This is a genomic window from Microbacterium tumbae (assembly GCF_054780175.1).
Window position 1 is genome coordinate 404614 of sequence record NZ_BAAGWV010000003.1, and the last position, 19632, is coordinate 424245.

18 protein-coding genes are annotated in these 19632 nt (G+C 70.6%); 9 read left to right on the top strand and 9 right to left on the bottom strand.

All coding sequences use genetic code 11. The annotated features are described in order from the left end of the window. Positions 1-149: 149 nt before the first annotated feature. A complete protein-coding gene (locus ACYVGQ_RS13680; protein WP_460785199.1) occupies positions 150-716 on the bottom strand; it encodes a GNAT family N-acetyltransferase in 567 nt (188 codons plus the stop codon). A 235-nt stretch (positions 717-951) separates the two neighbouring features. Between ACYVGQ_RS13680 and mfd the strand changes: the two genes are divergently transcribed. Together mfd and ACYVGQ_RS13690 are read left to right on the top strand one after the other, a co-directional pair. Continuing rightward, the gene (gene mfd, locus ACYVGQ_RS13685) at positions 952-4512 is read left to right on the top strand and encodes a transcription-repair coupling factor (protein WP_460785200.1); all 3561 of its coding nucleotides are present in this window, start codon (positions 952-954) and stop codon (positions 4510-4512) included. Between the two features lie 194 nt (positions 4513-4706). Continuing rightward, positions 4707-5303, top strand: coding sequence for a gamma carbonic anhydrase family protein (locus ACYVGQ_RS13690; protein ID WP_460785201.1), 597 nt, complete (start codon positions 4707-4709; stop codon positions 5301-5303). Positions 5304-5473: 170 nt separating this feature from the next. Here the strand turns inward: ACYVGQ_RS13690 and ACYVGQ_RS13695 are convergent, their stop codons facing one another. Beyond that, a complete protein-coding gene (locus ACYVGQ_RS13695; RefSeq protein ID WP_460785202.1) occupies positions 5474-5878 on the bottom strand; it encodes an arginase family protein in 405 nt (134 codons plus the stop codon). Then, positions 5803-6072: an arginase family protein gene (locus ACYVGQ_RS13700; protein ID WP_460785464.1), complete on the bottom strand. Its 270-nt coding sequence runs from the start codon at positions 6070-6072 to the stop codon at positions 5803-5805. The genes ACYVGQ_RS13695 and ACYVGQ_RS13700 overlap by 76 nt, the downstream gene beginning before the upstream one ends. Here ACYVGQ_RS13700 and ACYVGQ_RS13705 point away from each other — a divergent pair. After that, positions 6067-6291, top strand: coding sequence for a hypothetical protein (locus ACYVGQ_RS13705; protein ID WP_460785470.1), 225 nt, complete (start codon positions 6067-6069; stop codon positions 6289-6291). The genes ACYVGQ_RS13700 and ACYVGQ_RS13705 overlap by 6 nt on opposite strands. A gap of 75 nt (positions 6292-6366) precedes the next feature. On the opposite strand, the gene ACYVGQ_RS13710 is transcribed toward ACYVGQ_RS13705, so the two are convergent. Next, positions 6367-7644, bottom strand: a complete 1278-nt coding sequence (locus tag ACYVGQ_RS13710; RefSeq protein ID WP_460785203.1) for a DUF445 domain-containing protein — start codon at positions 7642-7644, stop codon at positions 6367-6369. A 254-nt stretch (positions 7645-7898) separates the two neighbouring features. Between ACYVGQ_RS13710 and ACYVGQ_RS13715 the strand changes: the two genes are divergently transcribed. Then, entirely contained in the window at positions 7899-8171 is a 273-nt protein-coding gene (locus tag ACYVGQ_RS13715) for a metal-sensitive transcriptional regulator (protein ID WP_460785204.1), read from the top strand. Positions 8172-8252: 81 nt separating this feature from the next. Here ACYVGQ_RS13715 and ACYVGQ_RS13720 read toward each other — a convergent pair whose 3' ends face one another. Further along, a complete protein-coding gene (locus tag ACYVGQ_RS13720; RefSeq protein WP_460785205.1) occupies positions 8253-9797 on the bottom strand; it encodes an amino acid permease in 1545 nt (514 codons plus the stop codon). Positions 9798-9951: 154 nt separating this feature from the next. Between ACYVGQ_RS13720 and ACYVGQ_RS13725 the strand changes: the two genes are divergently transcribed. From ACYVGQ_RS13725 to ACYVGQ_RS13745, 5 genes are read left to right on the top strand one after another with little or no spacing between them, the layout of a single operon-like run. Beyond that, on the top strand, positions 9952-11307 hold the full coding sequence (locus ACYVGQ_RS13725; protein WP_460785206.1) for a glutamine synthetase family protein: 1356 nt from the start codon (positions 9952-9954) through the stop codon (positions 11305-11307). After that, entirely contained in the window at positions 11288-12046 is a 759-nt protein-coding gene (locus tag ACYVGQ_RS13730; protein ID WP_460785207.1) for a gamma-glutamyl-gamma-aminobutyrate hydrolase family protein, read from the top strand. Before ACYVGQ_RS13725 ends, ACYVGQ_RS13730 begins: the two co-directional genes overlap by 20 nt. Then, positions 12043-13404: an aldehyde dehydrogenase family protein gene (locus ACYVGQ_RS13735; protein WP_460785208.1), complete on the top strand. Its 1362-nt coding sequence runs from the start codon at positions 12043-12045 to the stop codon at positions 13402-13404. Before ACYVGQ_RS13730 ends, ACYVGQ_RS13735 begins: the two co-directional genes overlap by 4 nt. A 59-nt stretch (positions 13405-13463) precedes the next feature. Beyond that, a complete protein-coding gene (locus ACYVGQ_RS13740; protein ID WP_460785209.1) occupies positions 13464-14243 on the top strand; it encodes a 3-oxoacyl-ACP reductase in 780 nt (259 codons plus the stop codon). A 17-nt stretch (positions 14244-14260) separates the two neighbouring features. After that, positions 14261-14989 (top strand): FadR/GntR family transcriptional regulator, encoded by a 729-nt coding sequence (locus ACYVGQ_RS13745; RefSeq protein WP_460785210.1) that lies wholly within the window; start codon positions 14261-14263, stop codon positions 14987-14989. 81 nt (positions 14990-15070) lie between these two features. On the opposite strand, the gene ACYVGQ_RS13750 is transcribed toward ACYVGQ_RS13745, so the two are convergent. The 4 genes from ACYVGQ_RS13750 to ACYVGQ_RS13765 form a co-directional block, all read right to left on the bottom strand. Beyond that, on the bottom strand, positions 15071-16228 hold the full coding sequence (locus tag ACYVGQ_RS13750; protein WP_460785211.1) for an acyl-CoA dehydrogenase family protein: 1158 nt from the start codon (positions 16226-16228) through the stop codon (positions 15071-15073). Between the two features lie 28 nt (positions 16229-16256). After that, positions 16257-17012 (bottom strand): alpha/beta fold hydrolase, encoded by a 756-nt coding sequence (locus tag ACYVGQ_RS13755; protein WP_460785212.1) that lies wholly within the window; start codon positions 17010-17012, stop codon positions 16257-16259. Between the two features lie 160 nt (positions 17013-17172). Then, positions 17173-18066 (bottom strand): sugar kinase, encoded by an 894-nt coding sequence (locus ACYVGQ_RS13760; protein ID WP_460785213.1) that lies wholly within the window; start codon positions 18064-18066, stop codon positions 17173-17175. After that, a complete protein-coding gene (locus ACYVGQ_RS13765; protein WP_460785465.1) occupies positions 18063-19229 on the bottom strand; it encodes an MFS transporter in 1167 nt (388 codons plus the stop codon). The genes ACYVGQ_RS13760 and ACYVGQ_RS13765 overlap by 4 nt, the downstream gene beginning before the upstream one ends. Between the last annotated feature and the right edge of the window lie 403 nt (positions 19230-19632).

The following is a 19632-nucleotide window of genomic DNA, read 5'->3' on the forward strand; positions in this document are numbered from 1 at the left end:
CCGACGTTGTCACCCCACGTGTTCCCCCTACACATGTCGCGCAGATCGTGGGTCCGGCGGTGCTGGATCCGCATCTTCTCGGACAGTTCCGCGGAGGGTGCCCGGGAGGATGCGCTCCGGCGCTCCGGCGGCACGGCGCGGGGGAGAGGTCAGTCCAGAACGGGCCAGTCCACCGGGGTCCTGTCATCGGTCGCGAGCAGGCCCGCCATCCAGCCGTCGTCACGACCGCGGGGGCTGATGAGCGCCTGGCGCTGCATCCCCTCGTACCGGAACCCGAGGGATCGGGCGGCGCGAGCGGAGGGGACGTTCCCGACGACGGCCCGCCAGTTCAGCCGGACGACGCCCCGTTCGGCGAAGGCCCAGTCGATGACCGGCTTCGCGGCCTCGACGAGGTATCCCCTTCCTCGAGCGGCGGCGGCCATCCAGTACCCGAGCTCCGCATGCGCGCCTCCGGCGCTCGGCGTGATGTGGTGCAGCCCGACGACGCCGATCAGGCCGCCGCCCGCGTGGACGCCCCAGACGGCCTGACTGTCGTCCGCCCACCAGCTCGCCACGAGCTCCACGAAGCCGACGGCGTGCTCGCGCGTGTACGGACTCGGCACGGTGGTCCAGCGCGGGATCTCCGGATCCTGGCACGCCGCGGCGATCGCGTCGACGTCCGTCTCGTCGGGCGCGCGCAGCTCGAGACGTTCGGTGGTGAGCACGACGGGTTCCATCCCGGCATCCTATGGGGCGGCCCGCTCTTGCCGCGGGAACGCTCGCGCTCCTGTCGCTGGAAAACGGAGACGAGCCGTGTCGCGCATCGGCGTGCCGGGGCGCGACACGGCGACACGGCGCCCGTTGATCTCCGTTCTCCGGCGGCCGCGACGGCGTAATGACCGGGTGCCGAGACGGGGCGCCGGCCAGACTCCGCAGGACCCGGGTGTCGGGTGCCGCGACTAGGCTTGTCCGGTGACTGTTCCGGGGATCCTGCGCGCCTTGGAAGAGGCGTCTCTGTATCGCGACGCCCTCGCCTGGGCGCAGACCGATGCCGATCTCGGCCTCGTCGACGGCCTCGACGCCCCGGCCATCGCCGGCCTCCTCGGCCGCAGGGCCGCGACGGGGCATCCGGCGTCCCTGCTCGTCATCGCCCCGACCGGCCGACGCGCAGAGTCGCTCGCCCTGGCGCTGGGCTCCTACCTCCCCGACGCAGAGATCCTGAGCTTCCCGGCCTGGGAGACGCTCCCGCACGAACGGCTCAGCCCGAGCGCCGACACGGTCGGACGCCGTCTCGAGACGCTGCGCCGGATCACGACCTGGACGCGAGAGCATCCGCTCGTCGTCGTCGCCTCGGTGCGCGCCGCCCTGCAGCCGATCGCCGGGAACCTCGGCGACACGGCCCCTCTGGAACTGGTCGTCGGCGGTCGCGGCATCGAGCTGGAGCGTGCCGTCGAACAGCTCGTCGAGCGCGCCTACACGCGTGTCGACATGGTGTCCCGGCGGGGCGAGTTCGCCGTCCGCGGCGGGATCCTCGACGTCTTCCCCGCGATCAGCGAGCATCCCTACCGAGTGGAGTTCTTCGGCGACGAGGTCGATCAGATCCGTGCCTTCTCGGTCGCCGACCAGCGCTCGCTGCCGGGCGATGTCGATCGCGTGAGCCTGCCCGCCGGTCGTGAGCTGCTGCTGACCGCAGAGGTCAGGGACAGGGCGCGTGCGCTGGTCGGCGGGTTCCCCGCGATCGCAGGGATGCTGGAGAAGATGGCCGAGGGCATCCCGGTCGAGGGCATGGAGTCGCTGCTGCCCGCCGTCGCCGGTCCCCTCAAGTCCCTCGTCGAATACCTGCCGGAGGGCTCGGCGACCGCGCTCGTCGATCCCGAGCGGTCGACCGCCCGCGCGATCACGCTGGGCGAGACCAACCGCGAGTTCCTGGACGCCGCGTGGAGCGCGGCGACGAGCGGGGCCTCGGCGCCGATCGACCTCGGCGCCGGGGACTTCCGCACCGTCGCGCAGCTGCGCGAGACCGTCCGAGCCCGAGACGGCGTGTGGTGGCGGCTGAGCCCGTTCGCGAGCGACGACGCGGATGCGGAGAACATCGACGCGTCGATCATCCCGTCGTTCCACGGCAACGTCGACGGCGCGATCGAGTTCGTCGATGCCAGGGCGGCCGACGGGTGGAGCGTCGTCGTGATCGCCTCCGGCGCCGGACTGGTCGATCGCGCCCGCGACGTGCTCTCCGATCGAGGCGTCGCCGCCAGGGTCGTCGAGTCGCTCGTCGACGCTCCCGAACCGGGGGTGGCGACCCTCGTCACGGGCTCGGTGGAATCCGGCTTCCAGGTGCCGGAGGCGAAGCTGGCCGTCCTCACCGACAACGAGTTCTACGGTCGCACGATCGGAGGCGACCAGCGGGTGGTGCGCAAGCTCGCCTCCCGCCGCCGGAACGTCGTCGACCCGCTCCAGCTGAAGCCGGGCGACCACGTCGTGCACGCCACGCACGGCATCGCCCGCTTCGTGGAGATGACGCAGCGCGAGGTGTCGACGGGCGGTCGCAACGCGGCCAGGACCACGCGCGACTACCTCGTGCTGGAGTACGCCCCGTCCAAGCGCGGCTATCCGGGCGACAAGCTGTACGTGCCCACGGACCAGCTCGACCTGCTGTCGAAATACGTCGGCGGCGAGGCGCCCACGCTCTCGAAGATGGGCGGCAGCGACTGGTCCGCCGCGAAGGGCAAGGCGCGCAAGGCCGTGCGCGACATCGCGGTCGAGCTCGTCAAGCTCTACTCCGCGCGAATGGCGGCCAAGGGGCACGCCTTCGGTCCGGACACCCCGTGGCAGCGCGAGCTCGAGGAGGCGTTCCCCTTCGCCGAGACCCAGGACCAGCTGCAGACGATCGACGAGATCAAGGCCGACATGGAGCGGCCCATCCCGATGGACCGGCTGCTCTCGGGGGATGTGGGCTTCGGCAAGACCGAGGTCGCCGTCCGCGCCGCGTTCAAGGCGATCCAGGACGGCAAGCAGGTCGCGATGCTGGTCCCGACCACCCTCCTCGTCAAGCAGCATCTCGAGACGTTCACCGAGCGCTTCGCCGGCTTCCCGGTCAAGGTGCGTCCGCTGTCGCGCTTCCAGTCCGACAAGGAGGCGCGGCTCACCCTGCAGGGGCTTCTGGACGGTTCGGTCGACATGGTGATCGGCACCCACCGCATCCTCACCGATCAGGTGATCTTCAAGGACCTCGGGCTCATGATCATCGACGAGGAGCAGCGCTTCGGCGTCGAGCACAAGGATGCTCTGAAGAAGATGAAGACGAACGTCGACATCCTCGCGATGAGCGCGACGCCGATCCCGCGCACTCTGGAGATGGCCGTCACGGGGATCCGCGAGATGTCGACGCTGGCGACTCCGCCGGAGGACAGGCATCCGATCCTGTCCTTCGTCGGCCCCCGCAGCGACAAGCAGATGGCGGCGGCGATCCGGCGCGAGGTACTGCGCGAGGGCCAGGTGTTCTTCGTCCACAACCGGGTGCAGTCGATCCAGCGGGTGGCGAGCGAGCTCGCCGAGCTCGTGCCCGAGGCGCGCATCGCCGTCGCGCACGGCCAGATGGGGGAGCACCAGCTGGAGCAGGTCGTCGACGACTTCTGGGAGCGCAAGTTCGATGTGCTCGTCTCGACGACCATCATCGAGACCGGCCTGGACATCTCCAACGCGAACACCATCATCATCGACAGGGCGGACAAGTACGGGCTCTCGCAGCTGCACCAGCTCCGCGGGCGTGTGGGCCGCGGCCGCGAACGCGCCTACGCCTACTTCCTCTACGACGACTCGAAGCCCCTCAGCGAGACGGCGGCGGACCGCCTGCAGACGATCGCCGTCAACAACGACCTCGGCAGCGGCATGCAGGTCGCGCTGAAGGACCTCGAGCTGCGCGGAGCGGGCAATCTGCTCGGAGCCGAGCAGGCCGGGCACATCGCCGGCGTCGGGTTCGACCTGTACCTCCGGATGATCGGCGAGGCGGTCGCGACCTTCCGCGGCGAGGACGTCGAGACCGGGGCGGAGCTGCGCATGGAGCTCCCCGTCGACGCCCGCATCCCCGAGACCTACATCGACAGCGAAAGGCTGCGACTGGAGGCCTACCAGAAGCTGTCGGCGGCATCCACGGCGACCGCGGACGACGACGCGATCGACCTCGTCCGCGAGGAGCTCGTCGATCGGTACGGCGCTCCGCCGGAGGAGGTCGAGGGCCTGTTCTCGATCGCGCGCCTGCGGCGGCGTGCGGCGAAGGCCGGCCTGCAGGACGTCGTCGTGATGGGATCGAACCTGCGGATCGCCCCCGCGCGTCTGGAGGACTCGATCAAGGTCCGCCTGCAGCGTCTCTACCCGAAGGCGAAGCTCGTCGCGGGCGGCGAGGCGCTGGTGGTCCCGCTGCCGGCCGTGCCTGCGGCGGTCGGAGTGGGCCTGGAGGCCCTGACCGACACCGCGCTGCTGGACTGGGTCGCGCAGCTGTTCACGGCGATCTTCCCCGAGCCGGCTCCCGCCTGAGCCGGTCTTGGCTCCGGGCAGGTCTTCGTCCCGAGTCGGTCTTCGTCCCGAGGAGGTCTTGGCTCTGAGGAGGTCTTGGCTCTGAGTCGTTCTTGGCTCCGCGCGGGGTCTCGTCCTCGAGTCGGATTTCGCCGGACGTGCCGCGGACGCGCCTGCATCGGGAGATGCCGCGCGGACGGGAGTACAGTGACGGCATGCTGTACGAGCACCTCGGGGCTCGGCCCCGGATCCATGACACCGCCGTCATCGCGCCCACCGCGGTCGTCTCCGGCGACGTGGAGATCGGTCCGGACTGCCAGGTGCTGCACGGCGCCGTGATCACGGCGGAGGGCGGCCCGATCACCCTCGGCGAGAACGTCATCGTGATGGAGAACGCGGTCGTGCGGGCGAGCTCCGCGAATCCGGTGCACATCGGGGGTCACGTGCTGATCGGCCCCGGCGCGACCGTGTCGGGGGCGACGGTGGGCGACGAGGTGTTCCTCGCCACCGGGACCCGCGTGTTCAACGGCGCGAGGATCGGCGCGCGGGCCGAGGTCCGCATCAACGCGGTCGTGCACCTGCGCACCGTCGTCCCGGAGGATGTCGTCGTGCCGATCGGCTGGGTCGCGGTCGGCGATCCCGTGCTCGTCCTGCCGCCGAACCGTCACGAGGAGATCGCGGCCGCGCAGCGCGAGCTCGATTTCCCCGGCTACGTCTTCGGCGTCGACAGGGGCACCCCGGACCTGATGGTGCAGCTGACCGAGCGCTACGGCCGCTCGCTCGCCAGGCACGCCGACGACGCCCCCGCCTGAGCCGCGCTGCGAGGTCCCTTGCCGCGCTGCTTGATCTTGTGCCGCGCTGCTTGATCCTGCGCCGCGCTGCTTGATCCTGTGTCGCGCTGTTCGATCCTGCGCCGCGCTGATTGATCTTGTGTCGCGCTGCTTGATCCTGTGTTGCGCTGCGCGATGGCGCGCTGCGCTGCTCATCCCCGGGTCGCGCTCCTCATACTCGCTCGCGCGCCATCGTTATCAGGAGCGCGAGGGGAGTACAGCAGCGCATGCTCGGATCTCGCAGCCCGAGTGGAAGTCAGCAGCGCGTCGTAGGGTTCGAAGGCAGCTGGCGTGGATGGCGCGCAGCTCCCAGGCGGCCAGACCGCCGGGACGCTCGCAGGGCATCCAGGGGCGACGGAGCGATCGCACACGTCCACATCGATGTCCAGGTGGATGCGGGCGCCGGCCTCCGCTCCGGCGACCTCGAGCGCTTCGGCCACGAGGTCGGCGACGCCACGGCGGCGGAGCTCGTCGAGGGTGATCACGCGGATGCCCCACTCCGCCGCGCGCCGCGCATAGGCCGGGGAGCTCGCGAAGTCGGCGATGCCGATCTGCACGATCCTGCGGGGGCGATGCGCTCGCCGTCCGGAGCGTCCTCGACGAGCCGGCGGACAGGCGAGCCGTTGGAGACGCCGTCGCGGAGGTCGAGGTGCGCGTCGGCCGTGATGAGTCCCGTGGCCCCCGCGCCGCGCGCGACCGGGTAGGTGAGCGAATCGTCTCCGCCGAGCGCGATCGTGAAGGCCGGTTGCAGACCGCGGACCCGGCGGGCGACGGCGTCGACGTCGCCGTCCGGGTCCGCGACGTCCCGGCATCCGCGATCCGCAGCACCGTGAGATCGACGGGCGGATCCATCAGCGCGGTGCTGTACCGCGGCAGTGCCTCCCGGATCGCCGATGGCATCGCGTGCGCGCCCGTCGGGGAGAGCGAGGTGCGCCATATCGGGACGCCGAGGAGGACGGCATCCGCCTGACCGCCGTGCGCCCCGCCGTCGACGGCCGGCCATCCTCCGGCGCGGGGCCAGAGCGGATCGTGGGGGAGGGTCAGGTCAGACCCCGGGGATCAGGGCGTGGGCGACGGTGAAGATGGCGAGGCCTGCGAGGGCGCCGACGACCGTGCCGTTCAGGCGGATGTACTGCAGGTCGCGGCCGACCATGAGCTCGATCTTCTCGGTCGTCTCCGCCGGGTCCCATCGTTCGACGGTGTCGGTGATGATCGAGGCGATGTCGTGCCGGTAGCGGTCGACGAGGAAGACTGCGGCGTCGGTGATCCAGGAGTCCACCCTGGCCTGGAGCGGGGCCTCCGTGGTCAGCCGCTGCCCGATCTCCCTGATCGCGCTCGCCGCGCGGATCCGCAGTCCGCTCTGCGGATCGGCCAGGGACGCCAGCAGGCCGTTCTTCGCGGTCTGCCAGGCCTCGGCCGCGAGGGCGGCGACACGGGGACTGTCGAACAGCGCGTCCTTGGCGTTCTCCAGCCGGGCGCGCGTGGCGTCGTCGTGCTGCAGGCCGTCCGCGAGGCGGGCGAGGTAGCCGTCGATCGCGATTCGGGCGGGATGGCGCGGATCGGCCTGCACCGCGTTCACGAACTTCACGGCCTCGTTGTAGGCGGTGTCGTCCACGAACCGGTGCGCGAGCTTGGGGACCCAGCCGGGAAGGCGACGCGAGAGGAGCCCGTGGAAGGCCTCGGCATTGTTCGCCAGCCAGGTCGCGATGCTGTCGACGGCGAGGTCGACGGCGCCGTGGTGCGCGTCGGTCTCGACGATCCGCTGCAGCCAGACGCCCGCGGGCGTCCCCCAATCCGGATCGATGAGGTGCTCGCGCGCGAGATCGCCGATGAGGTCGCGAACGTCGTCGTCGCTGAGCGCGTTCAGCACCGCGGCGGCGATCGTCGCCCCTTCGGCGGCGACGCGCTCGGCATGCGGCCCCTCCCTGAGCCATTCGCCGGCGCGCTGGGCGATCCGTGTGCTGGCGAGCTTGGTGCGCACGACGTCCGCTGCGAGGAAGTTCGTCTCGACGAACTCGCCCAGCGTGCGCCCGATCTCGTCCTTGCGGCTCGGGATGATCGCGGTGTGCGGGATCGGGATGCCGAGCGGATGCCGGAACAGGGCGGTCACGGCGAACCAGTCGGCGAGGGCGCCGACCATGCCGCCCTCCGCCGCGGCGCGCACGTAGGCGAGCCACGTGAGTCGCTCTTGGAGCGCGAAGGCGAAGACGAATGCCACAGCCATGAGGATCAGCGCGCCGAGCGCCACCGCCTTCATCCGCCGGAGAGCCCTGGCACGCGCCTGATCAGCCGGGGAGAGCAGGGCGAACGGTGTGCGGGACATGTCGTCATCATGCCATGGGCCGGCCCTGCCTCCGCCTGTGGGCGACTCGGTATGGCCGCGGCAGGATCATGGTGCGAAGGCCGGTGCGAGCCTGAGCCGCAAGGATCGAGCCTGAGCCGCAAGGATGTCGGGTTCGTCGACAAGCCGGCAGCGGGTCATGCGTACCTGACTTCCCGCTTCTGATGAGCTCCGCGCACCCATCTTGCGATGTGAGCACCCGAAGCATCCCGTGCGGGCGGACTACGCTCGATTCCGTGATCGAAGACATCAAGAAGCGCGCTCTGCACCGGACCAGCATCCTCGAGGGCCAGCTGCGCGGCGTCGCGCGGATGATCGAGAACGAGGAGTACTGCATGGACATCATCACGCAGTCCCGCGCGATCCAGCGCTCGCTCGAGTCGCTGAACCGCCTGCTCCTCGAGAATCACCTGCGCACGCACGTCACGCACATGTTCGAGCACGGCGGCGAGGATCGCGAGCAGGCCGTCGCCGAGCTCCTCAAGGCGTTCGCCTTCGACTCGAAGTGACCCCGCCCCTCGAAACTGCGACACCACGCCGAGACGCATGCGTATCGCTGTCGTCTCGGCGTGGTGTCGCAGGTTCGCGGGTCACTTCGCGTCGAAGACCTCGCCCTCCATCGCGTCGTACCCCTCGGCCTGCGGATCGCCGTGGGCACCGCCGGAGAGCGCGTACTCCTCCTCAGGGGAGAGCACGAGACGGTGGCGGAAGAAGAGGGCGAAGCCGAGCAGGATGATCGCGTAGACGATCGCGATCGCGATGATCGCCGGCCCGAAGGTGGGGTTGAGCAGGAATCCGACGAAGATGAGCGCCGCGATCACGAGCGCGACGACGGCGCCCGGAATGCCCCACGGGCTGCGGTAGGGCCGCTCCACGTTCGGGTACCTGAAGCGCAGGATGATGAAGGAGATCAGCTGCAGCCCGTAGGCGAGCACGGCACCCCACACCGCGATGTTCAGCACGATCGCGCCGGCGACGGATCCGGCGCCGGTCGAGTCGACCGCCGTCAGCAGGTCGAGGATCACGAGGGCGACGAAGCCGATCACCGCGCCGACGAGGAGGGCGACCCACGGCGTCTTGCGCGTGCCCGTGAGCGAGAGGAAGCGCGGGTAGTAGCCGGCCCGTGAGAGGGAGTACATGTTGCGTCCGTAGGCGAACATGATGCCCTGCAGCGAGGCGAGCAGGCCGATGAGGGCGAAGAGGGCCAGCACCGCGGCCCACTGATCGCCGACGATCGCGCGGAAGCCGTCCAGCAGCGGCTCGCCCGCGTCCCGCGTGGCCTCGGCGCCGATGACGCCGGTGTTCAGGAAGAGCACGAGCAGGCCCGTGACGATGAGGGTGCCGCGCGCCCAGAAGCCGGCCCGCGGGATGTCCCTGGTCGGGTTGTGCGACTCCTCCGCGGCGAGGGGCAGCTCCTCGATGCCGAGGAAGAACCACATCGCGAAGGGGAGCGCGAACAGGATCGGCAGCACGCCGTGCGGGAGGAACGCCGACTGGCCGGGATCGGGGACGATGTCCCACAGGGCATCCCAGCTGAACGCGCCGGAGAACAGCGCCATGGCGGAGAAGACGAGGATGATGCCGATCGAGATCACCGAGACGACGATCGCGAAGCGGAACGAGATCGCCGCCCCCGCGGAGTTCAGGGCGATGAAGACGACGTAGAGGATGATGTACAGCAGCCACCCCGGCAGCGTGATCCCCAGGAGCGGTTCGAGGATGCCGTTGACGTAGCTCGCGGAGAAGTAGACGATCACCGCGGTGGTGGCGACGTACTCGATCGTCTCGGCAGCCCCCGTGACGAGACCGCCCCACGGGCCCATCGCCGAGCGGGCGAAGGAATAGGCGCCGCCGGTGTGCGGCATGGCCGCCGCCATCTCCCCGATCGCGAAGATCATGCCGTAGTACATCGCGACGAGGATGACGAAGGCGATCAGCATCCCGCCGAAGCCGGCGAAGTCGATGCCGAAGTTCCACCCGGAGAAGTCGCCCGAGATGACGGCGGCGACGGCGAGCCCCCACAGGCCCCAGACACCGGCGCTGCGCTGGAGGGTTCGCCTCTCGAAGTACTCGCTGCCGGCTCGTGTATAGGTCGCTCCAGCGACCTTGCGGGACCCACTGTGTTGCTCAGACATCCGAACTCCGTTCGCACCTGGACAGACGCGGGCTGCGCCTTGACCGCGATTGTGGCACTTAATGGTGGGTTGCGTCTACCTTTAGATTCAGAAGTGATCTAGGGTGCGAAGAGCGCGGCTGACCGTCGGGCGATCGATCGGATGGGAGCAGGACATGCCGGGCAACCTCAGCGTCGAGCAGCTGGATGCCGCGATCGCGGCGGGCGACATCGACACGGTCGTCGTCGCCTTCGCGGATGCGCAGGGGCGTCTCGTCGGCAAGCGCGTCTCCGCGCGGCTGTTCCAGGAGGAGGTGCTCTCCCACGGCGCCGAGGCCTGCGACTACCTGCTGTCCGTCGACGTCGACATGAACACCGTGGACGGCTACGCCATGTCGGGCTGGGACAAGGGCTACGGCGACATGGTGCTGCGTCCGGATCCTGCGACGCTGCGCCGCATCCCCTGGCTCGCCGGCACCGCTCTCGTGATGAGCGACCTCGTCTGGGAGAGCGGCGACCCGGTTGCGCCGTCGCCGCGGGCGATCCTCGACCGGCAGCGGGAACGGCTCGCCGCGCGCGGCTGGACGGCGTACTCCGGCACGGAGCTGGAGTTCATCGTCTTCGACGACACCTATCGCGAGGCCTGGGCGAAGGGCTACCAGGGGCTGAGGCCGGCGACCGACTACAACGTGGACTACGATCTGCTGGCGTCCAGCCGACTGGAGCCGCTGCTGCGCGACATCCGCAACGGGATGGACGGCGCGGGCCTCTACTGTGAGGGCGTCAAGGGCGAGTGCAACCTCGGACAGCAGGAGATCGCCTTCCGCTATGCCGAGGTCCGCGAGACCGCCGACCAGCACGCGATCTACAAGAACGGCGCGAAGACGATCGCCGAGCAGCACGGCCAGGCGCTGACCTTCATGGCGAAGTTCGACGAGCGCGAGGGGAACAGCTGCCACATCCACCTCTCGCTCCGGGATGCCGACGGCAGCCCGGTCATGGCGGGCGACGGCGAGCACGGCTTCAGCCCCCTCATGGAGCACTGGATCGCGGGCATCCTCGCCACGCTCGAGGAGTTCACGCTGCTCTATGCGCCGAACATCAACTCCTACAAGCGCTTCGCCAAGGGCAGCTTCGCCCCCACCGGCATCGCCTGGGGCGTGGACAACCGCACCTGCGCGCTGCGCGTGGTCGGGCACGGCTCCTCCCTGCGCGTGGAGAACCGCGTGCCGGGCGGCGACGTGAACCCGTACCTCGGCATCTCGGCGATCATCGCGGGCGGCCTGCACGGCATCGAGAACGAGCTGACGCTGCCGCCGCGTCTGACGGGCTCCGCCTACGACGCCGACGTCGCGCGCCTTCCGACGACGCTGCGCGAGGCCGCGCGGCTGTTCAGCGCCTCGACGATCGCCCGCGCCGCCTTCGGCGACGACGTCGTCGACCACTACCTCAACCAGGCGCGCATCGAGATCGAGGCCTACGATGCGGCCGTGACGGACTGGGAGCGCATCCGTGGTTTCGAGCGTCTCTGAGCATCCGCCGATCGTCGGCGTCACCACCTACCTCGAGAGGGCGCAGCAGGGCGTCTGGGATGTCCGCGCCGCATTCCTGCCGGAGCAGTACCTCACCGGGGTGACGACCGCGGGAGGCGTGGCCGTCCTCCTCCCTCCGCAGGACGACGCGGTCGCCGATGCCGCGATCGACGGCCTCGACGGCCTCATCCTGACCGGCGGAGCCGACGTCGCGCCCGAGCTCTACGGCGCCGAGCGGCATCCGCTCACCGACCCCGCCCGCGTCGACCGCGACGCCTGGGAGCTCGCGCTCTTCCGCGCCGCCGAGCGCAGGAGGATGCCGGTGCTCGCGATCTGCCGCGGACTCCAGCTCGTGAACGTCGCGCGCGGCGGTTCGCTCCAGCAGCACCTGCCCGACTCGCTCGGAACGGAGCGCTACCGCATCGGCGGGGGCGTGTTCGCGGAGAACGACGTCGAGGTCGCCCCCGGCACCGCGCTCTCCGGCATCCTCGGCGCCGGCGACGTCCGCGTGCACAGCTATCACCACCAGGGCATCGACCGGCTCGGCGACGGCCTCGTCGCCGCCGCGCGTTCGGACGACGGGCTGGTGCAGGCGTTCGAGGACACCGGCCCCGGCTACGTCGTGGGCGTGCAGTGGCATCCGGAGGAGAACGCCGAGGACAGGCGCCTGTTCGCAGATCTCGTCGCACAGGCGCGCGCCTTCGCGGTCTCGCGTCATCAGGAGGAAGGAGCGCGATGAGCGCTTTCACCGTCGTCAACCCGGCCACCGGCGAGCCGATCAGGGACATCCAGCGGGCGAGCGTCGAGGAGGTCGATGAGGCCGTGGCGCGCGCGGTCGTCGCCCAGCGGGCATGGGCGTCGCTCGCGCCCGTCGCGCGCGCCGACGGCCTCCGGGCCTTCGCTCGCGCGGTGCAGGACGCCGCCGAGGAGCTCGCGCAGCTGGAGGTGCGCAACTCCGGGCATCCGATCGGCTCCGCCCGCTGGGAGGCCGGGCACGTGGCCCAGGTGCTGAACTACTATGCGGCGGACCCCGAGCGGCTCTCGGGTCGGCAGATCCCCGTCGCCGGTGGCCTGGACGTCACCTTCCACGACCCCTACGGCGTGGTCGGGGTGATCGTGCCGTGGAACTTCCCGATGACGATCGCGTCGTGGGCGTTCGCTCCGGCGCTCGCCGCGGGCAACGCCGTCGTGCTCAAGCCGGCGGAGCTGACGCCGCTGACCGCCGTCCGCCTCGGAGAGCTGGCGCTCGAGGCGGGGCTCCCCGAGGGCCTGTTCCAGGTGATCACGGGATCGGGATCGCTGGTCGGACAGCGCTTCGTCTCGCATCCCGACGTCCGCAAGGTCGTCTTCACCGGCTCCACGGAGGTCGGCGTCGAGGTGGCCGCCGGATGCGCGCGGATGCTGAAGCCGGTGACACTGGAACTCGGCGGGAAGTCGGCCAACATCGTCTTCGAGGACGCCGATCTCGAACGGGCCGCCGCAGCGGTGCCAGGGTCGGTGTTCGACAACGCCGGCCAGGACTGCTGCGCCCGCAGCCGCCTGCTCGTGCAGCGCAGTGTGTACGACCGCTTCCTCGAGCTTCTGGAGCCGGCCGTCGCCGCCTGGCGCGTCGGCGATCCGACGCAGGAGGGCACGGAGATGGGGCCGCTCATCTCGGCATCCCATCGCGACACCGTCGCCTCCTTCCTGGAGGGCGCGGACATCGCCTTCCGGGGGAGCGCGCCGGAAGGGGCGGGCTTCTGGTTCGCACCGGCGGTCGTGCTCGCGCAGCCTGGAGATCGGATCGCGCAGGAGGAGGTCTTCGGCCCTGTCGTCTCCGTCCTCCCCTTCGAGGACGAGGCCGATGCCATCCGCCTGGCGAACGACACGATCTACGGCCTCGCCGGCTCGCTGTGGACGCAGAGCCTGGGCAGAGCCGTCCGGGTCGCCCGGGGGGTTCGCAGCGGCGTGCTCTCCGTGAACTCGCACTCCTCGGTGCGCTATGCGACGCCGTTCGGAGGCATGAAGGCCTCTGGACTCGGGCGTGAGCTCGGCCCCGATGCTGCGGAGCGCTTCACCGAGACGAAGAACGTCTTCTTCGCCGCCGACGCCCTGTGACCCCGCATCGAGCCCATCCCTCGAACTCGCCTATCGAGCCCACCCATCCGGAGGAATCCATGACCATCGATCTCACCCAGCGACTGAAGGACCGCGTCGCGATCATCACCGGCGGCGCGAGCGGCATCGGGCTCGCCACCGCCCGCCGCTTCGCCGCGGAGGGAGCCTTCGTCGTGATCGCCGACGTCGACCCCGCCACGGGAGAGGCCGCGGCCCACGAGGTCGGCGGAGCCTTCCGTCCCGTCGACGTCGCCGACGAGGACAGGGTGAACGCGCTCTTCGACGGCGTCGCCGCGGAGTTCGGACGCCTGGACATCGCCTTCAACAACGCGGGGATCTCGCCCGCCGACGACGACTCGATCGAGACCACCGAGCTGCCGGCCTGGGATCGCGTGCAGGACGTCAACCTGAAGAGCGTGTACCTGTGCAGCCGCGCGGCGCTTCGGCACATGGTGCCGGCCGGGCGCGGGTCGATCATCAACACGGCGTCCTTCGTCGCCCTGCTGGGCTCCGCCACCTCGCAGATCAGCTACACGGCGTCCAAGGGCGGGGTGCTGGCGATGTCCCGCGAACTGGGCGTCCAGTTCGCCCGCCAGGGCGTGCGCGTGAACGCGCTGTGTCCAGGACCGGTGAACACCCCGCTGCTGCAGGAGCTGTTCGCCAAGGACCCCGAGCGGGCGCAGCGCCGTCTCGTGCACGTGCCGATGGGGCGCTTCGCGGAGCCGGAGGAGCTGGCGGCGGCAGTGGCCTTCCTCGCCTCCGACGACTCCTCCTTCATCACCGCCAGCACCTTCGTCGTCGACGGCGGCATCACGAACGCGTACGTCACCCCGCTCTGATCGGCGAGACTGGGACCATGACGATTCCTCTGCCGGAGAATGACCTCGAGGGGGTCCGCAGGGCGGTGTACCGACCGATCCGGCAGGGGAACGCCCTGGAGGACACCGTCGCGCGGCTCGTGCAGACGATCCGGCTCGGGGTCGTGGCCCCCGGCGATTCGCTGCCGCCGGAGCGCGAGCTCGCCGCGTCGTACGGCGTCAGTCGCGACACGGTCCGCGAGGCGATCAGGGAGCTGGCCGACGCCGGATACCTCGTGCCGCGGCGCGGCAGGTACGGCGGGACGTTCGTCGCAGATCCGCTGCCCTCGCCCCGGGATGCCGGGCGCGCCGATCCCGCCGAGCTCGACGACGTGCTGGGGATGCGCCGCGTGCTGGAGAGCGGATCCGCCCGAGCGGCGGCGGCCCGTCCGCTGGACGCCGCGATCCGCGCGGATCTGTGGGCGCGCCACGAGGCGGCGCTGCCGGCGGGACCGGACGAGTACCGGCGGCTGGACACGCTGCTGCATCTCGCGATCGCGGAAGCCGCAGGAATTCCCTCCCTCGTCGCCCTCGTGGCCGAGAACCGCGCCCAGGTCAACGTCTGGCTGGACACCTTTCCTCTCCTGCCCCGCAACATCGAGCACTCGGGCGAGCAGCACGGGCGCATCGTGAGCGCGATCCTCGCCGGGCGGCCGGACGCTGCCGAGACCGCGATGCGCGACCACCTGGCCGGGTCAGAGGCGCTGCTGCGCGGCTTCCTCGCCTGACTCGAGACTGCGACACCACGCCGAGACGTCAGCGATACGCATGCGCCTCGGCGTGGTGTCGCAGTCTCGCGGAGGGAGGACTCAGGCTTCGAGAGGGCCGAGCCAGGCGCTCGCCGTGGTGGCGTGCGCGGATTCCGGATCGCTCGGATGGAACGCTCCGGCCAGAACGTCCCGGTACAGCCGCGACAGCTCGTTCGAAGAGAAGTACGCGCCGCCGCCCGCGGTGAGGATCGCCTCGTCCACGACCCGCTTCGCCGTCGTCACAGCGCGGTGCTTCAGCCCGGACAGCAGAGTGAACCAGCGGGGGCCATGGTCAGCGAGGGCGTCGACGTCGCGGGCGAGGGCGGCGATCTGCGGCGGAAGCGCGTCGTAGGCGAGCGCCATGTCCGCGATGCGCCAGCGGATGTCCGGATCCTGGCCGTAGGTCGTCCCGGTCTTCTTCGAACGGCGCTCCCGGACGGTCTCGACCGCGAGATCGAGCGCACGCCGCGCGATGCCCGTGTAGACGGAGGCCAGCAGGATCTCGAAGGCGCTGAAGATGCCGAACACGATCGGATCGGCGCCGGGGCCAGGATCGATCCTGCGCACGACGTGCTCAGCGGGAGCGATCGCGCCGTTCAGCCGCGTCGTCCTGCTCTGCGTCGCGCGCATGCCCAGCGTGTCCCAGTCGTCGCTCGTCTCGACGGCATCCGTGCGGTCCACGAAGGCGAACACGAGCTTCGGCGCGTCGGGCGAGGTGGTGTCGAGGCCGTGGAGCCCGAGCCGCGTCCAGACCGGAGCGAGGGAGGTGAAGATCTTCGTCCCGGTGAACGCGTAGCCGCCGTCACCGGTCGGGACGGCCGCGGTGTCGCTGCCGAACAGCACGAGGTCGTTGCCGCCCTCGCTGATCCCGAAGGCGAAAACCTCCCCTGCGACGGCGCCGTCCTGCAGGAACTCGAGGCCGGGGACGCCGCGATCCCCGAACACCTTCGCCACTCCCGTCCACACGAGGTGCATGTTGATCGCGAGCGCTGTGGCCGGCGCGGCCGTCGCGAGGCGCTGCTGCAGGAGCGCGGCCTGCTCGAGTCCGAGGCCCGCCCCGCCGCGTTCGGCGGGGACGAGGATGCGCAGGTAGCCGGCATCCCGCAGCTCATCGAGATCCTGCTGAGGGAACGTGTTCTCCCTGTCGTGGATCGGAGCCCTCACGCGGATGCGCTCCAGCAGATCGTCGGGGAGGAAAGCGGTCTCATCGAACGTCATGTCTGCTCCTTCTGGTCGCCCGGCGCGTCTACGACAGCGCCTCGAGCAGCCGGCGGGCGGTCTCCTCCGGCCTGTCCCGGTGCGGCGAGTGCCCCGCACCCGCGACGATCGACATGGAGATGAGCGGATTCGCGGCGAGCACCTCCTCGGCGACGGCGCCGGTGAAGAGGCTGTACACCTCGGGGTCCGCGCCGAGCACATGGGTCGGGACGGTGAGTCGGGCAGCCTCCGCGCGCACGTCCCACGGTTGATTCTGCGTGCTCGTCTGAGCGATCGCCCAGGCGCTCGCGCGCGCCACGGCGTCGATCTTCAGCTCGAGATCCTGCTCGTGCCAGTGCGGATGCTCCTCCCGCACGACCTCGATGCGGTTGTCGGCGAAGGCGCGCTCCTGGCTCTTGCGCACGATCGCCGCGTCGCGGTCGGCGACCAGGATCGCCGGATCGATGAGGATGAGCCGCTTCGTCCAGGAGGGCACGGATGCCGCGGCCACCGTGCTCGCCGCCCCGCCCAGCGAGTGGCCGATTACGGCATCCCAGGGGTCGCCGCGATCGGGGACGGTCGCCTCGAGGTCGTCCGCGTAGGCGCTGACGCTGTAGTCCAGCGCGCGCGGGGCGTCGCCGTGCCCGCGCAGGTCGACGGCGACGGCGTGCCATCCGGCGTCGGCCAGCGTCTCGCCGAGACGCCACATCAACGCGCCGGAGGAGCCGAGGCCGTGCACGAGCAGGGCCGTCTTCGGGGAATCGGATGCACCCCAGGAGAGCCGGGGCAGGGTCACAGCAGCCACGGGATCAGCCTACGACCATGCCGGGCGGTCGTTCTGCAGGAGCATGCGGTCGTTCTGCAGGAGCAGATGCAGAAAGGGGGCCGAGAACGGGGCGGATCCGGGCGGATCGGCCCGCCGATCCTGCAGAACACGGCGGGCATCCTGCAGAACGGACGTCCGCTCAGTCGATCGGGGGCATGTCCGCGGCGATCGCGAGCACCCTGGCGGCCGCCGCATGCCCTGCCGACAGGCGCTCGGCCAGCGGGAGGCCCCGGAGCGTCGCGGAGAGGAAGCCCGAGGCGTAGGCGTCTCCTGCACCCACCGGCTCCACGACGTCGACGACGGGAGCGGGCACGAACATCGGCTCCGCATCGCCCTCGAAGGCCGTCGCGCCGACGGCGCCGTCCTTCACGACGAGCAGAGGGCAGCGGGGGAGGAGGGCGCGGATCTCCTCAGGGGTGACGGTGCCCCAGATCCGCTCCGCTTCGTCGCGTCCGACGAAGGCGATGTCCGCCGCGTCGGCCAGCCGGGCGAGCGTCGCCGCGGCATCCTCGATGGACCACAGAGCGCGCCGGTCGTTGACGTCGAAGGACACCAGCGCCCCGGCAGCCCGCGCGTCGGAGAACAGCCGGTCGACCATATCCCCCGCGCTGGACGACAGCGCAGGGGTGATGCCGGTGGTGTGCACGATCCGCACGCCGGCGAGGCGCTCGGCGGGCAGGAATCCGGGGGCCATGCGGGAGGCCGCCGAGCCGCGCCGGTAGTAGAAGACCGAGGAGCCGTCCGCGCCCGGGTCCTTGAACATGACGCCGGTGGGGGCGTCCGCGTCGCGTTCCACCCACAGCTCGACCTTGCGGCGTTCGAGCTCTTCGGCGATCCGAGTGCCCAGCGGATCATCGCCGAGCCGGGAGGCCCAGACGGCTCGATGCCCCGCTGCGGCGAGGCCGGCGGCGACGTTGGACTCCGCGCCGGCGAGGCCGAGGGAGGCGGCGGACGCCGCGGACAGGGCTGCGTCCGTCGGGGTGACGAGGATCATGGTCTCGCCGATGCAGACGATCTCTGGGGTGCTGCTCATGAGGGGGTGACCGCCACGGGTTCGGTATCGGGGAAGGGACTGGGGTCGCGATGGCGGAGATCCGGGAAGGCCCGGACGAACACCACGGAGACGACCACTCCGACGATAGCGAACAGGGTGGCGGCGAGGTACGCGCCCTGGGCTCCGCCGGTGCTGTCGACGAGGAATCCGGCGATCGCGGAGCCGGCGGCCGCTCCGATGAGCTGGCCGGTGCCCGCCCAGCCGAAGGCCTCGGCCGTCTCGCTGAACTTCACGCTCGCGGTGGTGATGGCAAAGAGCACGGCCAGCGCGGGGGCGATGCCGATGCCGGCGAGGAACAGCGTCCCGCCCAGCCAGTACGCGTTCAGCATCACCATCGTCAGGGAGAGCCCCACCGTGACGATGAGCAGGCGGCGCGCCATCGCCCAGGGGCCGATCGGGATGTGCCCGAAGGAGAGCCCGCCGAGGAGGCTCCCGACCGAGAAGACCGCCAGCACGAGGCCGGCCTCCAGGCTGCCGTGCTCGAAGGTCGCGACGACGCCGACCTCGACGGCCGAGCACGCCCCGATGAGGAGGAACCCGATGACGGTGGCCAGCAGCACCGGGGGCTTGAGGACGACGCGCCCGAAGGCGCGGCGGCTGCGCGGGATGCGCACACGGCCGACCTCGGGGGAGAGGATGAACCACCCGCATCCCAGCACGAGGACGATCGCGACGAGGAGGAGCCCCTGCGTGGTCCCCACCTGCGTCGAGACGAGCGTGATGACGACGGGCGCCAGGATCCAGATGATCTCCTGCAGCGAGGCGTCCAGGGAGAACAACGGCGTCAGCTGCGAGGAGTTGACGAGCTTGGGGTAGATGGTGCGGACCGCGGACTGGACCGGCGGCGTCGACAGGCCGGCCAGCATGCCGAGCGCCATGTAGCCGGGCAGGCTCAGGGGGAGCAGCGCGAGTCCCAGCACGGCGAGGACGCAGGCGGATGCCGTGAGCGCGAGCACGCGCCGCATGCCCCACGCGCCCATCCACCGGCTCGTGACGGGGCCGGCCACGGCCTGGCCGATCGAGGTCGCGGCCAGTACGAGACCGGCGGCGCCGTACGATCCGGTCTGCTGCTCGACGTGCAGCAGGATCGCGAGCGAGGCCATGCCGCCGGGGAAGCGGGCGGTGAGCTGCGCCGCGATCATCCGCCCCACGCCGGGGGTGCGAAGAAGGTCCCGATATCCCGCCACCAGACAACGGTACCCGGGCGCTGCGCGTCGCCGGCATCCGGACGATTCGCGACACGCCGCGACACGCCGAGAAGCGGATTCCACAGGAAACCCGATGTCCGTGGGCGGGCGTAGCGTCCGAGCTGTGGATGGATCCGGCGACGGGGTACGCGAGCCGCGATTTCCCGCGCTTCGCAGGGTCGGGAATCCGTTCGCGAACTGTGGATGAAACGGTGGAGAACCTGTGTTGTATCAGTGGAGAGCGGTGGAAAACTACACGGATGTAACTACTAGCCCTTGTGGTCAGTCCGAATGTCCGTCCCTATATGTAGTATTGAAGTCCCGGCGGAGGTTTGCCGGAGAAATCAGGATTTGAGGG

Bases quoted from the DNA above. Each gene is read 5' to 3' on its own strand.
- ACYVGQ_RS13680 (WP_460785199.1), bottom strand. From the start codon at position 716: ATGGAACCCGTCGTGCTCACCACCGAACGTCTCGAGCTGCGCGCGCCC.
- ACYVGQ_RS13690 (WP_460785201.1), top strand. From the start codon at position 4,707: ATGCTGTACGAGCACCTCGGGGCTCGGCCCCGGATCCATGACACCGCC.
- ACYVGQ_RS13710 (WP_460785203.1), bottom strand. From the start codon at position 7,644: ATGTCCCGCACACCGTTCGCCCTGCTCTCCCCGGCTGATCAGGCGCGT.
- ACYVGQ_RS13720 (WP_460785205.1), bottom strand. From the start codon at position 9,797: ATGTCTGAGCAACACAGTGGGTCCCGCAAGGTCGCTGGAGCGACCTAT.
- ACYVGQ_RS13725 (WP_460785206.1), top strand. From the start codon at position 9,952: ATGCCGGGCAACCTCAGCGTCGAGCAGCTGGATGCCGCGATCGCGGCG.
- ACYVGQ_RS13735 (WP_460785208.1), top strand. From the start codon at position 12,043: ATGAGCGCTTTCACCGTCGTCAACCCGGCCACCGGCGAGCCGATCAGG.
- ACYVGQ_RS13740 (WP_460785209.1), top strand. From the start codon at position 13,464: ATGACCATCGATCTCACCCAGCGACTGAAGGACCGCGTCGCGATCATC.
- ACYVGQ_RS13745 (WP_460785210.1), top strand. From the start codon at position 14,261: ATGACGATTCCTCTGCCGGAGAATGACCTCGAGGGGGTCCGCAGGGCG.
- ACYVGQ_RS13750 (WP_460785211.1), bottom strand. From the start codon at position 16,228: ATGACGTTCGATGAGACCGCTTTCCTCCCCGACGATCTGCTGGAGCGC.
- ACYVGQ_RS13760 (WP_460785213.1), bottom strand. From the start codon at position 18,066: ATGAGCAGCACCCCAGAGATCGTCTGCATCGGCGAGACCATGATCCTC.
- ACYVGQ_RS13765 (WP_460785465.1), bottom strand. From the start codon at position 19,229: ATGATCGCGGCGCAGCTCACCGCCCGCTTCCCCGGCGGCATGGCCTCG.